18 protein-coding genes, 1 other RNA gene and 2 pseudogenes are annotated in these 14,734 nt (G+C 44.7%); 15 read left to right on the top strand and 6 right to left on the bottom strand.

The window, feature by feature from the left end:
* Positions 1-844: 844 nt before the first annotated feature.
* Together V5G28_RS17450 and V5G28_RS17445 are read right to left on the bottom strand one after the other, a co-directional pair.
* Positions 845-1,591: a 2-phosphosulfolactate phosphatase gene (locus V5G28_RS17450; RefSeq protein WP_332995281.1), complete on the bottom strand. Its 747-nt coding sequence runs from the start codon at positions 1,589-1,591 to the stop codon at positions 845-847.
* A gap of 41 nt (positions 1,592-1,632) precedes the next feature.
* Positions 1,633-1,788 (bottom strand): hypothetical protein, encoded by a 156-nt coding sequence (locus V5G28_RS17445; RefSeq protein WP_332995279.1) that lies wholly within the window; start codon positions 1,786-1,788, stop codon positions 1,633-1,635.
* A 10-nt stretch (positions 1,789-1,798) separates the two neighbouring features.
* Between V5G28_RS17445 and V5G28_RS17440 the strand changes: the two are divergent.
* The 13 genes and pseudogenes from V5G28_RS17440 to V5G28_RS17380 all read left to right on the top strand — a co-directional run bounded on the left by V5G28_RS17440 (position 1,799) and on the right by V5G28_RS17380 (position 12,361).
* A pseudogene (locus tag V5G28_RS17440) lies at positions 1,799-3,009 on the top strand (class I SAM-dependent methyltransferase).
* A gap of 452 nt (positions 3,010-3,461) precedes the next feature.
* Positions 3,462-3,920 (top strand): ATP synthase subunit I, encoded by a 459-nt coding sequence (locus V5G28_RS17435; protein WP_332995277.1) that lies wholly within the window; start codon positions 3,462-3,464, stop codon positions 3,918-3,920.
* A 143-nt stretch (positions 3,921-4,063) separates the two neighbouring features.
* Positions 4,064-4,819 carry a F0F1 ATP synthase subunit A gene (atpB, locus tag V5G28_RS17430; protein WP_332995275.1) on the top strand — a complete coding sequence of 252 codons (756 nt, stop codon included), beginning with the start codon at positions 4,064-4,066 and terminating at the stop codon, positions 4,817-4,819.
* A 124-nt stretch (positions 4,820-4,943) separates the two neighbouring features.
* Positions 4,944-5,189: an ATP synthase F0 subunit C gene (gene atpE, locus V5G28_RS17425; protein ID WP_006278178.1), complete on the top strand. Its 246-nt coding sequence runs from the start codon at positions 4,944-4,946 to the stop codon at positions 5,187-5,189.
* A gap of 318 nt (positions 5,190-5,507) precedes the next feature.
* Entirely contained in the window at positions 5,508-5,996 is a 489-nt protein-coding gene (locus tag V5G28_RS17420; protein ID WP_336231080.1) for a F0F1 ATP synthase subunit B', read from the top strand.
* Between the two features lie 86 nt (positions 5,997-6,082).
* A complete protein-coding gene (locus V5G28_RS17415) occupies positions 6,083-6,655 on the top strand; it encodes a F0F1 ATP synthase subunit B (RefSeq protein WP_332995265.1) in 573 nt (190 codons plus the stop codon).
* Positions 6,652-7,206 (top strand): ATP synthase F1 subunit delta, encoded by a 555-nt coding sequence (gene atpH / locus V5G28_RS17410; RefSeq protein WP_332995264.1) that lies wholly within the window; start codon positions 6,652-6,654, stop codon positions 7,204-7,206. Before V5G28_RS17415 ends, atpH begins: the two co-directional genes overlap by 4 nt.
* 100 nt (positions 7,207-7,306) lie before the next feature.
* On the top strand, positions 7,307-8,827 hold the full coding sequence (gene atpA / locus V5G28_RS17405) for a F0F1 ATP synthase subunit alpha (protein ID WP_332995263.1): 1,521 nt from the start codon (positions 7,307-7,309) through the stop codon (positions 8,825-8,827).
* A gap of 180 nt (positions 8,828-9,007) precedes the next feature.
* Positions 9,008-9,955 (top strand): F0F1 ATP synthase subunit gamma, encoded by a 948-nt coding sequence (locus V5G28_RS17400; RefSeq protein WP_073635618.1) that lies wholly within the window; start codon positions 9,008-9,010, stop codon positions 9,953-9,955.
* 96 nt (positions 9,956-10,051) lie between these two features.
* Positions 10,052-10,540 carry a class I SAM-dependent methyltransferase gene (locus V5G28_RS17395; RefSeq protein WP_332995262.1) on the top strand — a complete coding sequence of 163 codons (489 nt, stop codon included), beginning with the start codon at positions 10,052-10,054 and terminating at the stop codon, positions 10,538-10,540.
* 25 nt (positions 10,541-10,565) lie between these two features.
* Complete coding sequence (locus tag V5G28_RS17390) at positions 10,566-10,820, top strand: hypothetical protein (protein WP_332995261.1); 255 nt, start codon at positions 10,566-10,568, stop codon at positions 10,818-10,820.
* Between the two features lie 89 nt (positions 10,821-10,909).
* Positions 10,910-11,299: a transfer-messenger RNA gene (gene ssrA / locus V5G28_RS17385) on the top strand.
* Between the two features lie 57 nt (positions 11,300-11,356).
* A complete protein-coding gene (locus tag V5G28_RS17380; protein ID WP_332995260.1) occupies positions 11,357-12,361 on the top strand; it encodes a hypothetical protein in 1,005 nt (334 codons plus the stop codon).
* Between the two features lie 77 nt (positions 12,362-12,438).
* Here the strand turns inward: V5G28_RS17380 and V5G28_RS17375 are convergent, their stop codons facing one another.
* The 3 genes from V5G28_RS17375 to V5G28_RS17365 all read right to left on the bottom strand — a co-directional run bounded on the left by V5G28_RS17375 (position 12,439) and on the right by V5G28_RS17365 (position 13,106).
* Complete coding sequence (locus V5G28_RS17375) at positions 12,439-12,567, bottom strand: HepT-like ribonuclease domain-containing protein (protein WP_332995259.1); 129 nt, start codon at positions 12,565-12,567, stop codon at positions 12,439-12,441.
* Positions 12,545-12,790 carry a HepT-like ribonuclease domain-containing protein gene (locus tag V5G28_RS17370; RefSeq protein ID WP_332995258.1) on the bottom strand — a complete coding sequence of 82 codons (246 nt, stop codon included), beginning with the start codon at positions 12,788-12,790 and terminating at the stop codon, positions 12,545-12,547. Before V5G28_RS17370 ends, V5G28_RS17375 begins: the two co-directional genes overlap by 23 nt.
* A gap of 73 nt (positions 12,791-12,863) precedes the next feature.
* Positions 12,864-13,106: a nucleotidyltransferase family protein gene (locus tag V5G28_RS17365; RefSeq protein WP_332995311.1), complete on the bottom strand. Its 243-nt coding sequence runs from the start codon at positions 13,104-13,106 to the stop codon at positions 12,864-12,866.
* A gap of 371 nt (positions 13,107-13,477) precedes the next feature.
* Here V5G28_RS17365 and V5G28_RS17360 point away from each other — a divergent pair, with 371 nt between their 5' ends.
* Complete coding sequence (locus V5G28_RS17360; protein WP_332995257.1) at positions 13,478-13,684, top strand: type II toxin-antitoxin system HicB family antitoxin; 207 nt, start codon at positions 13,478-13,480, stop codon at positions 13,682-13,684.
* A gap of 44 nt (positions 13,685-13,728) precedes the next feature.
* A pseudogene (locus tag V5G28_RS17355) lies at positions 13,729-13,896 on the top strand (type II toxin-antitoxin system HicA family toxin); the annotation flags it as partial.
* Positions 13,897-13,932: 36 nt separating this feature from the next.
* On the opposite strand, the gene V5G28_RS17350 reads toward V5G28_RS17355, so the two are convergent.
* On the bottom strand, positions 13,933-14,496 hold the full coding sequence (locus V5G28_RS17350) for a Uma2 family endonuclease (protein ID WP_332995256.1): 564 nt from the start codon (positions 14,494-14,496) through the stop codon (positions 13,933-13,935).
* Positions 14,497-14,734 lie beyond the last annotated feature (238 nt).

The following is a 14,734-nucleotide window of genomic DNA, read 5'->3' as shown; positions in this document are numbered from 1 at the left end:
TATTTTTTTTGTGTTAAGTCTGGGTTGATTTTAGGCTTGACACATCGGTGCCGTTATGCTTTCCGACTGCCACCTCAAGACTGCCAAAAAAAATTAACCCAGTCAGCTTTTAGATTAGAACGTTTTGCGATTTCTCTGTGGCTTTATTAAGAACTGTGTCGAAACTATAGTATAAATGTATCAAATTTTAAAGCAGATGCTGCCGCTTATCTGAGAGAAAATTTAAGATTTGTATCATTTTTTAACAAAAGTACATCCTCTAGAAAACAGACTACAGGAAGGAGATATGGGATAGGGTACAACATTAAAAAAAGTACACACAGAGCTTTCAGATGAGGCGTTAACTCATTACGCAAGTGGTCACGAGCAAGAGCATTTATCAAGAGGTACAGGTTTACTGGAACTCGTGCGAACTCAAGAACTTCTTAGCCGCTACCTACCTTTAAAAATATTAAGTGCATCTTCATAGCGAATTGGTATTAGAGCAGAAGTTGAAGAAGCGGGTTTTTATTATCAAACAACATTAGCGATCGAAGGACCAGGTTGGTTACTACAAAACTTTTCCCAACATTGGAATGAGTCAAGTCGGCGTGAACGCCTTCTAGAAGCCATCCGTTGGATAGAAACTGAACCTTCTATGTTAGGAATGAGTGCTCACATTATGGTAGTTGCTCGCAAAGATGCGGTCTAATGACCGAAGAAAGGCAGAGGGCAGGAGGCAGCTATGCTGAAGGAAGAAACTATATTTTGCCATCTGCCAAGCGGGTTTCAAGCCCCTAAATTTATTTATGGGGATTCCTTCTGCCCTCTGCCTTCGTACTTCTGCCTTCTTAACTCAATTCCTCTAAAAAACTTGTTTAACGTAAGCATTTTCTACAAGCAAAGGCACGCAGTTACTCACATTAAAAGCCCCTGATAGTTCAACATCTGGCTCAAATCCTTTTGCAATCAACTCTTTACCAGAACTACATTTTTTCAAGTACCCAAGCAAATCATTCTTAAAAGCCTCAAATGCCGTCACAGCGATTTGGGCTTCTGGTGATAAACTTCCATGTAAGTAACTCAGAATTGCTCCTGCACCAATCAAATCTTCAAACGCAGGTCGCAGGCTACCATCTTCTTTCCACCTCTCACCAGCAGGAATCACTGCAATTTTGTTACCATAGCTTTGAGCAAACTGCGCCACAGCTTCACAATTTCGCAAGCAGCTAGCCAAGGTTGGTGTCGTTCCAGTATTTAAGCTAAGAAAAGAACCATTAGGTGAGGGCAAAACCAGTCGAGTTCCAGCGGGAATGTCAGCTACTGATACTGGAGACAGAGAATATCCAGTTGTAGTCCAACGTTGTCTATGACTTGCCAACTCTGCCTGCACTGACTTGGCATAATCTATGACTGATTCATCTCGCATCGCATATGGAAAAATGATCGCGCCATTGTTAGTGGCAATTTCTACACAAGTGGAAAAAGAAAGAACATCAACGATTACAACCACATCACTGATAGAAGCGAGTTGAGCAACTCCTTGCGCGCCCCACTCACAGCGCAAATCAAACTCTGATTGGTCGTAAATCATTTGCTTTGCTTGTGACATTTGTTAGCTGTAGCATAAGCAGTACCTGGTGTTTTGTAAAGCTATGCTTGTTGTGGGGTGGACATCTTGTCCGCCCAAAAATACAGACGTCCGCCCAAAAATACAGACGGGCGACACGCCCATCCCACAAGAACCAAAAGAAATTTTTTAAGATACCGTAAGTACCCAGCATTCGCTAAACTCAGAAATGCTGCCATTATCCTTACTATGTCCGATTCTCAAACCGTTAGCGCTGCTGTTGCCAAACTCTACAACACCTACCCCTTTCCCCGGAACCTCTACTGGATGAACCACCTCCAGGCTATAACTGGCGCTGGAATTGGTTGGCTGCTTATAATTTCTGTACAGGTCAAAAACCCCAAAAACAAGATATCCGCATTTTAGACGCAGGCTGCGGTACGGGTGTGGGAACGGAATACCTTGTCCACCTTAATCCTGCGGCTTCTGTTGTCGGAATTGACCTTAGTACCAAGGCTTTGGAAGTTGCTAAAGAACGCTGTCAACGTTCCGGTGCCAACCGCGTTGAGTTTCATCACCTCAGTTTGTACGATGTGGAACAGTTACCGGGTGAGTTTGATTTTATCAACTGCGTCGGTGTGTTGCATCACTTGAGCGACCCAATTCGGGGTATTCAAGCCTTGGCGAAGAAGTTAGCCCCAGGCGGGTTGATGCACATCTTTGTCTACGGTGAGTTGGGGCGCTGGGAAATTCAACTCATGCAAAAGGCGATCGCCCTCCTCCAAGGTGACAAGCGCGGCGATTATCGTGATGGTGTTCAAGTCGGTCGGCAAATCTTCGCTTCTTTACCAGAAAACAACAGAATTGTCAAACGGGAGAGAGAACGTTGGTCTTTGGAAAATCAACGGGATGAAAACTTTGCGGATATGTACGTGCATCCCCAGGAAATAGATTACAACATTGAGACGTTGTTTGAACTGATTGATGCTTCGGGATTGGATTTTGTGGGGTTCTCAAATCCTGGTTTTTGGCAATTAGACAGACTTTTGGGCAAAGCGCCAGAGTTGATGGAAAGGGCACAAGAGTTAGGCGATTGCCCAAGGGGCAGTGGCAAAGCCAATCGCGCTTTGTACCGCCTGATAGAATTATTAGACCCAGAAGTCACTCACTACGAGTTTTTCCTGAGTCGTCCGCCTCTACCCAAAGCTGACTGGTCAGCCGATGATGCCATACTAGCAGCCATTCCCGAGCGAAATCCTTGTATAGATGGTTTTCCGAGTCAGTGTGTCTTTAACTACGATTACCAGATTGTGAATTTATCGCCACTGGAGTTGGAGTTTTTACAAAAGTGCGATGGTCAATCAACAGTAGGAGGGATTTTGGCAGGCTTGCAACTGGGTTTGGATGCGGTGAGAGTGCTCCTCAAGCAACAGCTGCTGATTTTGTTGACACCAAGTTGAGAAACAAACTCCCAAAACACCAACGGCGCACACCAGAAGGTAATGGGTAGAATAGAAATTAAGAGATAATTGGCTTTTCTCTTACTGCGACTCCTCATCTCCCCATAACTGATACCATTTCTCTAGGAAGTTGAGCTTAATTCCACCCCCCTGTAGTCCCCCCGATGCCTTGGGGGGACGCCAAAGGCGGGGGGTAATTATTAAGCGCATTGTTACAGAGAATTGGTATGACAACACGGAATTTCAGGAATTAGAGATAGGGTATAGATTTATTCTCTTTATCCTTATATTCCGTGTTATAAATCGTTTTTGTACTTGGTGTATCTGTCCCTATCCTTTTTTGGTGAGAATAAGTTAATTGTTTTTTTCTAAAGTAATGTTACCTGTTCGTGATATGATTCAGCTGGCTGAAAATGCAGTCAACATAATTAGCTGTACTGGTTTCGAGTCCCGTGAGCTTGTCAGACGAATCAACTGATCCCACACCGACAATACGACAAGATGCTCAACCTGGTTTTGAGGACACAGAACCAGAAAGCTCTATGCAAGAGTTCTATAAACTCTACCAAGAGTTGTTGCTCATCACTCTTGTCTTGACAGGGGTTGTATTTATCTCTGTTTGGATTTTCTATTCCCTAAACATTGCCCTAAATTATTTGCTTGGGGCGTGTACAGGTGTGGTTTACTTGAGGATGTTGGCAAAAGATGTTGAGCGTTTGGGTAGAGAAAAAAATCAGTTGAGTAAAACTCGGTTAGCGCTACTAGTAGCGATCATTCTACTAGCATCGCGGTGGAATCAACTGCAAATATTGCCCATATTTTTGGGATTCCTTACCTACAAAGCAACGCTGATCATCTACGTAGTTAGGTTGGCATTTGTCTCTGACTCGCCAAAGCTCCGGCAACCATAAAAGGCTCACGCGAGCGCGAGCTTTCTTAACCGAAGTTTTCCGAAAGGAAAATCCACCTCGGAAAGTCCCTTTGGAATATCCACGCCGCAAACTCGCTCCACTTCTCCAGGTAAGATTGGAGAAATGATAGGTAGGTCAAGAAAATGCTGAATTTTCTGAACATCTTCAATTCTGTTCCCCTTGCAGAATTGGAAGTGGGAAAACAACTCTACTGGCAAATTGGCAATTTAAAACTGCATGGGCAGGTGTTTCTCACCTCCTGGTTAGTTATTGGCTTGCTGGTGTTAGTTTCCATCGCTGCAAGCAGTAACATCAAGCGAATTCCGAGTGGGATACAGAACTTCATGGAGTATGCCCTAGAGTTTATTCGGGATTTGGCAAAAAACCAGATTGGCGAGAAAGAATACCGCCCTTGGGTGCCATTTGTTGGCACTTTGTTTTTGTTCATTTTTGTGTCAAATTGGGCAGGAGCACTTGTTCCTTTGAAGCTGATTCACCTACCAGAAGGTGAACTAGCAGCACCCACCAGTGACATCAACACAACTGTTGCCTTGGCATTGTTGACATCATTAGCGTATTTTTACGCTGGATTCAGCAAAAAGGGTTTAGGGTACTTTGGCAACTATGTCCAACCAGTGGTTTTTATGTTGCCTTTCAAAATTATTGAAGACTTCACAAAGCCCCTTTCCCTAAGTTTCCGTTTATTCGGTAACATCTTGGCAGACGAACTGGTTGTTGGAGTGCTGGTACTACTGGTACCTTTATTCGTTCCTCTGCCAGTGATGGCTTTGGGATTATTTACCAGCGCCATCCAAGCACTGATTTTTGCCACCTTGGCTGCTGCTTACATCGGTGAAGCGATAGAAGACCATCATGGTGGCGAAGAGCATGGTCATTAGTCATGAATCATGAGTCATGAGTCATTAATTGAAAACCAATGACGAAGGACAAATGACAAAGGGCTCTCTGACAAAATAAAACGTTCAAAACCCTTATCCATTCAGTAAACAAGGAAAGAATAACATGGATCCATTGATTTCTGCTGCTTCCGTTTTAGCTGCTGCTCTTGCTGTAGGTTTGGCTGCTATTGGTCCTGGAATTGGTCAAGGTAATGCAGCAGGTCAAGCTGTAGAAGGTATTGCTCGTCAGCCAGAAGCAGAAGGTAAAATTCGCGGTACTTTGCTGTTAAGCTTGGCGTTCATGGAAGCGCTAACCATCTACGGTCTAGTGGTTGCTCTAGTCCTACTGTTTGCTAACCCCTTCGCATAATAGGTAATCAGTACTGAGTACTGAGTGCCTCATAAGTGCTGAGTGCTGAGTGCTGAGGAGCTAGTGTGTGAAGAATCTACCCCTAAGGATTTCCCAAGGCAATGCGTCCTTGGGGAGCCAGGGCGCTGTAGAGGTTCCCGACCTTGTAGCATAGGAGCGTGGTTCCCCCACCATTAAGACGGCAACTGCCGTTGCAAGTCACGCAAGTGGCATTGCTGAGGAGCGTATTCTTCCTGCCCTACAACTCAGGACTCATTGCTCAGAACTCTTGAGCACTTCATTACTCAGGGCGAAACTCATACAGAGGAACAAGCAACCATGATACACTGGACAACCTTATTTGCAGTAGAAAAGGTTGCCAAAGAAGGAGGGCTGTTTGACTTAGATGCTACCCTGCCTTTGATGGCGATCCAATTTCTACTTTTAGCCATAATTTTGAACGCGATTTTCTACAAACCTCTAGGCAAAGCCATTGATGAGCGGAATGAATATGTCCGCAACAATCAACTAGAGGCGCAAGAACGCTTGTCAAAAGCCGAGAAATTGGCACAGCAATACGAGCAAGAATTAGCAGGAGCAAGACGCCAAGCACAAACAGTGATTGCTGATGCTCAAGCTCAAGCTCAGAAAATTGCAGCCGAAAAGACAGCCGATGCACAAAGAGAAGCTCAAGCACAAAGAGAACAAGCAGCTAGTGAAATCGAGCAGCAAAAACAGCAGGCTCTTGCTTCACTAGAGCAAGAGGTAGACGGACTCAGTCGCCAAATACTAGAAAAGCTTCTAGGAGCGGATCTAGTCACCCGCTAAATTGAAATGTCATAACTCAGATAGTCTGAATGACTAATGACTAATGACTAATGACTCATTAAACAGCTTTGGCAGCGCAGTAGTGGATGGAAGAAGATGGGACTTTTTTACTGTTGATGGCAGAAGCAACCGCCGTCGGAGGTGAATTGACAGAGGCAGCAGGTGAAGGAGGTTTTGGTCTAAATACTAATATTTTAGAAACAAACCTAATTAACCTTGCCATTATTATTAGTGTGCTGTTTATCTTTGGGCGGAGAGTTTTAGGCAATACGCTCCAAGAACGCCGCGAACGGATTGCAACTGCGATTAAAACCGCAGAGCAACGCGCTAAAGATGCAGCAGCAGCCCTTGCAGAGCAGCAACAAAAACTGGCGCAAGCTCAAGCAGAGGCAGAAAAAATCAAAAAAGCAGCCCAAGAAAACGCCCAGAAAGCAAGAGAAGCCGTACTGGCTCAAGCCGCTGTTGATATTGAACGTCTGCGGGAAACAGCAGCATCTGACTTGAACACAGAACGGGAAAAAGCTGTAGCGCAACTGCGGCAAAGAGTCGTTGGTTTGGCATTGCAGAAAGTCGAGTCAGAACTACGGACTGGAATTGCCGACGATGCTCAACATACATTAATTGACCGCAGCATAGCGCTACTGGGAGGCAACGGATGACAAGTAATATAGCAACAGCCGAAGTAGCGGTGCCTTATGCAGAGGCTTTGATGTCAGTCGCACAGTCCAAAAATCTGACAGACCAGTTCGGCGAAGATGTGCGTTCCTTACTGAGCTTGCTTTCAGAAAGCGAGCAGTTGCGAAACTTTATTGCTAACCCGTTTGTTTCGTCAGAAGACAAAAAGGCAGTCCTTAATAGCGTTCTCGGTGACGGCGCTAACCCATACTTGCGCAATTTTTTGCTGCTGCTGGTAGATAGAAAGCGCATTTTATTGGTGGAACCGATTTTTCAGCAATATTTGGTGCTGTTGCGGCAACTTAAACAAATTGCTCTGGCAGAAGTCATTTCTGCTGTTCCCCTCACAGAAGCCCAGCAACAAGCTGTAAAAGATCGGGTGATTGCACTGACGAATGCTCGCGAGGTGGAATTAGATACCAAAATTGATCGCGAGTTAATTGGTGGTGTCATCATTAGAGTAGGCTCTCAAGTTATTGACGCCAGTTTACGGGGTCAACTGCGCCGCATCTCTTTGCGTTTAAGTGGCGCTTAGAAAAATTATCAATTGTTTATGATGAATGATGGATGCTCGCTGGCATTCATCATTCATAATTCCATCCTCGTTCCGTCTCGCAATAAAAGAAGATAGACAAATGGCAATTAGCATTAGACCCGACGAAATCAGCAACATTATTCAGCAACAGATAGAACAATACGACCAACAAGTCAAAGTGGCTAACGTTGGTACCGTTCTGCAAGTAGGTGACGGTATTGCTCGTATCTATGGTCTAGACAAGGCTATGGCTGGTGAGCTATTAGAATTTGAAGACGGCACAATTGGCATCGCCCAGAACTTGGAAGAAGACAACGTGGGTGCGGTGCTGATGGGCGAAGGTCGTGATATTCAAGAAGGTAGCTCCGTAACCGCCACCGGCAGAATTGCTGAAGTACCCGTCGGAGAAGCCCTGATTGGACGAGTTGTCGATGGTTTGGGTCGTCCAATTGATGGCAAGGGAGACATTAAGACCACAGAAACTCGTTTGATTGAATCTCCAGCACCTGGTATTGTAGCTCGTCGCTCTGTACACGAACCACTGCAAACTGGTATCACAGCTATCGACGCGATGATTCCCGTCGGTCGCGGACAACGGGAATTGATTATCGGTGACCGTCAAACCGGAAAAACGGCGATCGCCATTGACACAATCATCAATCAAAAATCTGAAGACGTGATCTGTGTCTACGTTGCGATCGGTCAAAAAGCTTCGACTGTGGCTAACGTTGCGCAGACATTACAAGAAAAAGGTGCGCTAGACTACACAGTGATCGTCGCCGCCAACGCCAGTGACCCAGCCACCCTGCAATTCTTGGCTCCTTATACAGGTGCTTCGATTGCTGAGTACTTCATGTACAAGGGTAAGGCGACCCTGGTGATCTACGATGACCTTTCCAAGCAAGCTCAAGCTTATCGTCAAATGTCCTTGCTCCTGCGTCGTCCGCCCGGACGGGAAGCTTATCCTGGAGATGTGTTCTACATCCACTCCCGCTTGTTGGAACGTGCCGCTAAGCTGAGTGACGAATTGGGTGGAGGTAGCATGACTGCCCTGCCAATCATCGAAACTCAAGCAGGTGACGTGTCTGCTTACATCCCCACAAACGTGATTTCGATTACTGACGGTCAGATCTTCCTGTCTTCTGACTTGTTCAACTCTGGTGTCCGTCCCGCAATCAACCCCGGTATTTCCGTGTCGCGGGTAGGTTCTGCGGCTCAAACCAAAGCAATGAAGAAAGTTGCTGGTAAGTTGAAGCTAGAATTGGCGCAGTTTGACGAATTACAAGCATTTTCGCAATTTGCTTCTGACCTAGATAAAGCAACTCAAGACCAGTTGGCACGAGGTCAGCGCTTGCGGGAACTCTTGAAACAGCCACAAAACGCGCCGCTATCCGTATATGAGCAAGTGGCTCTTCTGTACGCTGGTATCAACGGGTATTTGGATGACGTCCCAGTAGATAAAGTCACTACTTTTACCCAAGGGCTGCGCGAGTACTTAAAAACCAGCAAACCTCAGTACACTGAATCAGTACAAACCAAGAAAGTACTGGGCGATCAAGAAGAATCAGCTTTGAAGGAAGCAATCAACGAATACAAAAAGACCTTCTTAGCAACAGTGTAAATCAGAACTCAGGAGTCAGGAGTCAGGAGTCAGCAAAAAAATGTTATTTCTCTCTTGACTTGCAAATTCTGAATACAAAACCTTCTTGGCAACAGATAAAACAGGAGTTAGGAGTTAGAAGTCAGAAAATAGCTTCCTCCTGACTCCTGAATTGTGAATTGTGAATTCTTGTAAAAGATTATGGCTAACTTAAAAGCAATACGCGATCGCATTCAATCAGTAAAAAATACCCAAAAAATTACAGAAGCCATGCGGCTGGTAGCTGCAGCACGGGTACGTCGTGCCCAAGAACAGGTGATTGCTACCCGTCCTTTTGCTGACCGCTTGGCTTCAGTGCTGTATGGTTTGCAAACCCGTCTGCGGTTTGAAGATGTAGACCTGCCTTTGTTGAAAAAGCGCGAAGTCAGGACAGTTGGGCTGTTGGTGATTTCAGGCGATCGCGGTCTATGCGGTGGCTACAACAACAACATTATCAAGCGTGCCGAAAATCGCACCAAAGAACTCAAAGCAGAAGGTTTTGACTACAAATTTGTCATCGTAGGACGCAAAGCCGGTCAGTACTTCCAACGTCGCGAACAGCCAATAGACGCCACCTTCACTGGCTTAGAGCAAATTCCCACCGCTGCTGAAGCCAGCAACATTGCAGACCAACTGCTTTCTTTATTCTTGTCAGAAAGCGTAGACCGCATTGAGCTTGTCTACACCAAGTTCGTCTCCTTAGTAAGTTCTCGTCCCGTGGTGCAAACCCTGCTTCCCCTTGACCGCCAAGGTCTAGAAGCACAGGATGACGAAGTCTTCCGCTTAACAACTCGCGGCGGTCAATTTGAAGTGACACGGGAGAAAGTGGCTACCCAAGTCCGTGCTTTGCCCCGCGACATGATTTTTGAGCAAGACCCAGTACAGATTCTTGATTCATTATTACCTCTGTATCTGAGTAACCAGCTGTTGCGGGCGCTACAAGAATCAGCCGCAAGCGAACTCGCAGCGCGGATGACAGCAATGAGCAATGCCAGCGACAACGCCAAAGATCTGATTGGTTCCCTAACGCTGTCTTACAACAAAGCGCGCCAAGCCGCAATTACCCAGCAAATCCTAGAAGTTGTCGGCGGTGCCGAAGCACAACGTTAGGAAATTGCTCATAGCAAATAAAATAGCTAATTGCTAGTTGTTTTGATAGCAATTAGCTATTTTTAGTTTTTGGGGCTTTTTCACCAACGGAGGCAGATGATGGCACTGACAGCATATGGACCGCTGTGTACCGAGGTTTATGATATTACAAAGCCTATCGGTGGAGAGTATCCTGACGTTCCATACTACATCAAACATCTTTCCAAAATTGGTGGCAGAATTCTTGAGGCGATGGTTGGCACAGGACGACTACTCATCCCCCTGCTAGAAGCTGATTTGAACGTTGAGGGCATCGATTCCTCAGAAGATATGCTTGCTTGTTGCCGTCAGCACTGTGCGCAAAGGGGGTTGAAATCAGTTCTCCATCATGGTTTTGTAGAAAATCTTGAGCTAAGCGGCAAATTCAAGGCGATCGTCGTGTCCTTCGGTTCGTTTATGTTGCTAGAGAAGCGAAATGCTGCTGTCGCCGCCTTGCAAGCTTTTGCAAAACACCTTGAACCGCAGGGTCGAATCTTCATTGATTTGGAATTGCCCATCGAAGACTTTAAGACTGAGAACATTGTCAAGCTAGCGATCGCCCATTGAGTGTCCTGATGGTTCAATAATCTTGATGCAAATCACTTCTCGCATCGACTGGCTCAATCAACTCAACATGAGCGTGATTCGCTACGAGAAGTGGAAAAACGGAGAACTCATTGCCACAGAGTTACAACGGTTTCCTCTGCACTGGTTTGGGCGAGATGAATTTATCATGTGTTTGCAGGAAAACGGTTACAAAGACATCAGCCTATGCGCCAACTACATTGATGGTCAACAACCAAGTTCCCACAAAGACACCTTGTGTTTCTCCGCAGTACTGGCATGAACCAGAAAACCCTATTCAAAATCTAAAATCTAAAATCCTGAGTGGCACATTTCAAAATTGCACATTATAATGATATATATAAACCACACGGGGCTTTAACGGTTTCGACGTGGTGGCGAAAGCTACTCTATGATTCAGGTCGAGAGTGAGTCGTCTCTCGGAAATCAAAGACTCAAAAAAAAAGTAAATGCGAACAACATTGTACCTTTTGCTCGTAAGCAAGCTCTAGCAGCTGCCTAACAATCTCTAACAGATTCGAGCGTCTCTAGTTTGACTCCGTTAAGGGCTAGAGACCAACCCCCAACGGATGCTCTAGCAAGTATCTCTGGTTTGCTTGCTAGCTAAGACTTAACCAGAGCATCCTACCGTTCGGGATAATGAACGTTCCCCGCCTTGAGGGTAAGAAAGGCTAAACCTGTGAATGAGTGGGGGGTCAATACCCATTGCGGACATGGGTTCAATTCCCATAAGCTCCACTTATATTTTAAATATGAAATCCACCTGGTAAACTTATAGCTAGGTGGATTTTGTTTTTTATGGCTGAATCAAAAGTAGTTGTGACTTGCCAAAACCCAGCTTGTAGCAAGGAATTTACCAAGCGACTAGCTGAATTTAATAGGAGCGAAAGGTTAGGAAGACAGCATTTTTGTTCTAAAATATGTTATGGAAAGTTTAAAGGTTTAATTAATTTTGGAAACAAGATTAATAAAGATACATCTTATTTAAGAAACATAATTAGAAGAGATGATTTTTCTCCTTTCCGCTATCACTTGAAAGTGATGAGAAAGTCTGCAAAACACACAAAGCAAGAATGCAGTGTAACCTTAGCAGACTTGAAGCGATTGTGGGAAAAACAAAAAGGTATTTGCCCTTACACAGGTTGGAATTTAGTTCTTTTGCCTTGCACGACCGATTATGAGAGTACAGCTTTAACCACTAACAGAGCAAGTGTAGATCGCATAGACTCAACTAAAGGTTATATCCTGGATAACATCCAATTCGTTGCTGTCATCCCTAATCTTGCAAAAAATACTTTTACTGAAGAAGATTTAATAAACTTCTGTTTTGAAGTTTATAAATATAGAAGCCTGAGTACAGACAATTTTACTAATAGAGATTTAACATCCTTGTGCATCTCCACAGCTTTATTTTTAGGAACTCGTCGAGATGAATATTCGCCGTTTCGCCAACATTTTAAATTAGCACGAAGACGAGTAAAAACTCATGGACGGGAATGCACTATCACACTGAAATATTTAAAAGAACTTTGGGAAAAGCAGGATGGAAAATGCCCTTATACTGGATGGAAGTTAGATAATCCTGAGACAACGGCTCATTGGGACAATCATCAGCTAGATCCAAGAACGGCTAGTTTAGACAGAATAGACTCTTCAGTTGGCTATATCTTAGGAAATGTTCAGTTTGTCAGTGTCATGGCTAACTTCGCCAAGAGAGATTTTCAAGAAGAACAACTTTTAGAATTTTGCCAAGCAGTTGCTGAGTACCAACTGACAATAGCAGGTAATATTCAAGGATTCTAGCAAGGCGATGCTTCAAAGGAACTGCCATCAGCGATCGCCTCTGACTCTCCTTTGCCAAGACGGAAAGCCTCAGCATCCTAAGTATTCTGCAAGTTTCTCGTGATTTCAACAATCACTGCTTTTAAAGGTGGCAATCCTTCATGAACTGTTGCCCAGAGAACATTTACATCAATTCCCCAATATTCATGCACTAAAACATCTCGCATACCAGCCACCGCTTTCGGTAGGAATTTGAGGGTGCTGGCTGCGGATGTCGTCGGGAATTCGCTTGACTGCCTCTCCTAAAATCTCGAGTGACTTCACAACAGCTAAAACTTTCTCGCGGTTGACTCGAAATGTCTCAAAATCAATCCCGTCTGTAAACGCTTCAATGTCCGCAATGGCATCCAATATATCTTGGAGAAATTCTGAAAGTTGTCGTTTAGTCATACATAAACGACTTCCGATAACACTCGCTCTCGGATTCTTGGCTTTAAACCGTTTTGCGTCACTATATCAACCTTCATACCGTTCGCCTTTGGCGGGCACTCCGTGCCATCGCACTACTGAGATAGTCGCGTAGCTCTACCAGCTTAAATAAGGTAGGCGCTCGATCATAGTCAATGAGTACATCAACATCACTCTCCTGTGTCTGTTCACCACGAGCGTAAGAACCAAAGATGCCTAGCTGCGTGACTCGATAGTGCTCCTGCAACAGCGGTTTATTCTGTCTCAGAATTTGCTTCATTTCCTCCAACGTTTTCATCTTCAAAAGTTTTACTCCAAACTTATCAAAAGTTGTGTTCAGACGAATTTTGCTAACGAGGATTAAATAAGGAGGCTTCTTGCTGAGTTTTGCGGATCTATTCCAACTATGAAATTATAGTGCCGTTCATTTGCTCCATCATAGAATATGTGGAATTAGATTATGTGGCGATTAACTATTGAATGAGGACGAGAAGTCACGCCGAAGGATTCCAGATTGGCGCACTCGCCCTTTTGACAGTCTTCCTTACCCCATCGCTTTTGACTCTCCTTTGCCGATACGTTCATTTCAGCGCGATTGGCGAGACTAGGAAGATTATTCTTAGGCTGTGAGACAATAAATATCACAGAAGATAATGACAGAAAAAAGTTATGAAACGAACTTTTACTGCAAGTGTATGGCAGGAGGGTAATTGGTTTGTAGCACAATGCCTAGAAGTTGATGTTGCAAGTCAGGGGGAGACTGAAGGCGAGGCATTGAATAATCTAGCTGAAGCCTTGTCACTACATTTTGAGCCACCAGTAGCTACGATAACTCCCCAAATTAAGACACTTGAGGTAGAAGTTGGTGCCGCTTAAACCACTAGCTTATTGTGAGGTGAAACGTAAATTTACAGGCGGCTGGCTTTGAGGAAGTTAGCCAAAAAGGTAGTCACGTAAAGTTTGCCAAATCTACGGATGAAGGAACCCGTACAGCGATCCTACCTCATCATGGGGAAATTACTGTTGGCACGCTTAGCAGTATTTTACGGCAAGCTGGGATAAGTGTTGAAGAGTTTGACGCTTTATAATTACGTGTCGCTTTCAACTGATACTAAAAGATGGCGCTAGCCACCCATCTTCAGCCATCCAAAAACTTGATTGACGGTTAATGTCAGTTCAATTTCTGGTAACACAGGCAATAAATCGTCTCCCATAAGTAGTAAAGGCTGTTGTTCACGGAGAAATACTAAGATACTGAAGTCATCAGGATCAATAAACCATCCGAGGCGACTACCATGTTTTAAGCAATAAAGAATGTTACCAATCACTTTGTTGGGTTTTTGTTCTGGCGAGAGAATCTCAATCGTCCAATCTGGCGGTAGTTCAAAGTTATTAGGGACTTGATCATCGATCAGAAATGGTATGCGCCTCCACAGAAATATAGCCACATCAGGTACAATTGAGCGTTCCCCGAAACTACACCGTAATTCGGGGAAAGCATAGGCAATCCTCTTGTCCTCTGCAACTTGATTGACTGCTGCACAGAGTTTACCTTGCAAGCGGCTGTGTCTCCCCTTCGGCATTGGCTTTTGAATAATCTCACCGTTAATATATTCGCTGGCTGGCTTGGTTTCTGGGAGCTTCAGGAACTCCTCTAGGGTAAGGGAGTGGAGAGTTGTAGCGCTCATGGCTCCTGAATCAGTACGAAGATGTGTTCTCAGTTTAGCAAAACGCAGTTGGCTAGCTCATTTGACAGGATCGTCCTTGGCGGGCACTCCGTGCGATCGCTTCGCTGCTGCGCGGAGCGCAGATAGCACTCAATGATATCGAGCTTGAAGAAAATTTTAGATTGGGAAAGTTAGGGATAGCGGTGGTCATGATACCACTTATGAAGCTTTATGAATCTATCATGAACTACCCTGTAAG

The sequence above is a fragment of the Scytonema sp. PRP1 genome, assembly GCF_036697665.2.
Lineage (GTDB): Bacteria > Cyanobacteriota > Cyanobacteriia > Cyanobacteriales > Nostocaceae > Kalymmatonema > Kalymmatonema gypsitolerans.
The sequence above is the reverse complement of the archived record's forward strand: the minus strand, read 5'-3'. Positions and strand labels throughout refer to the sequence as shown.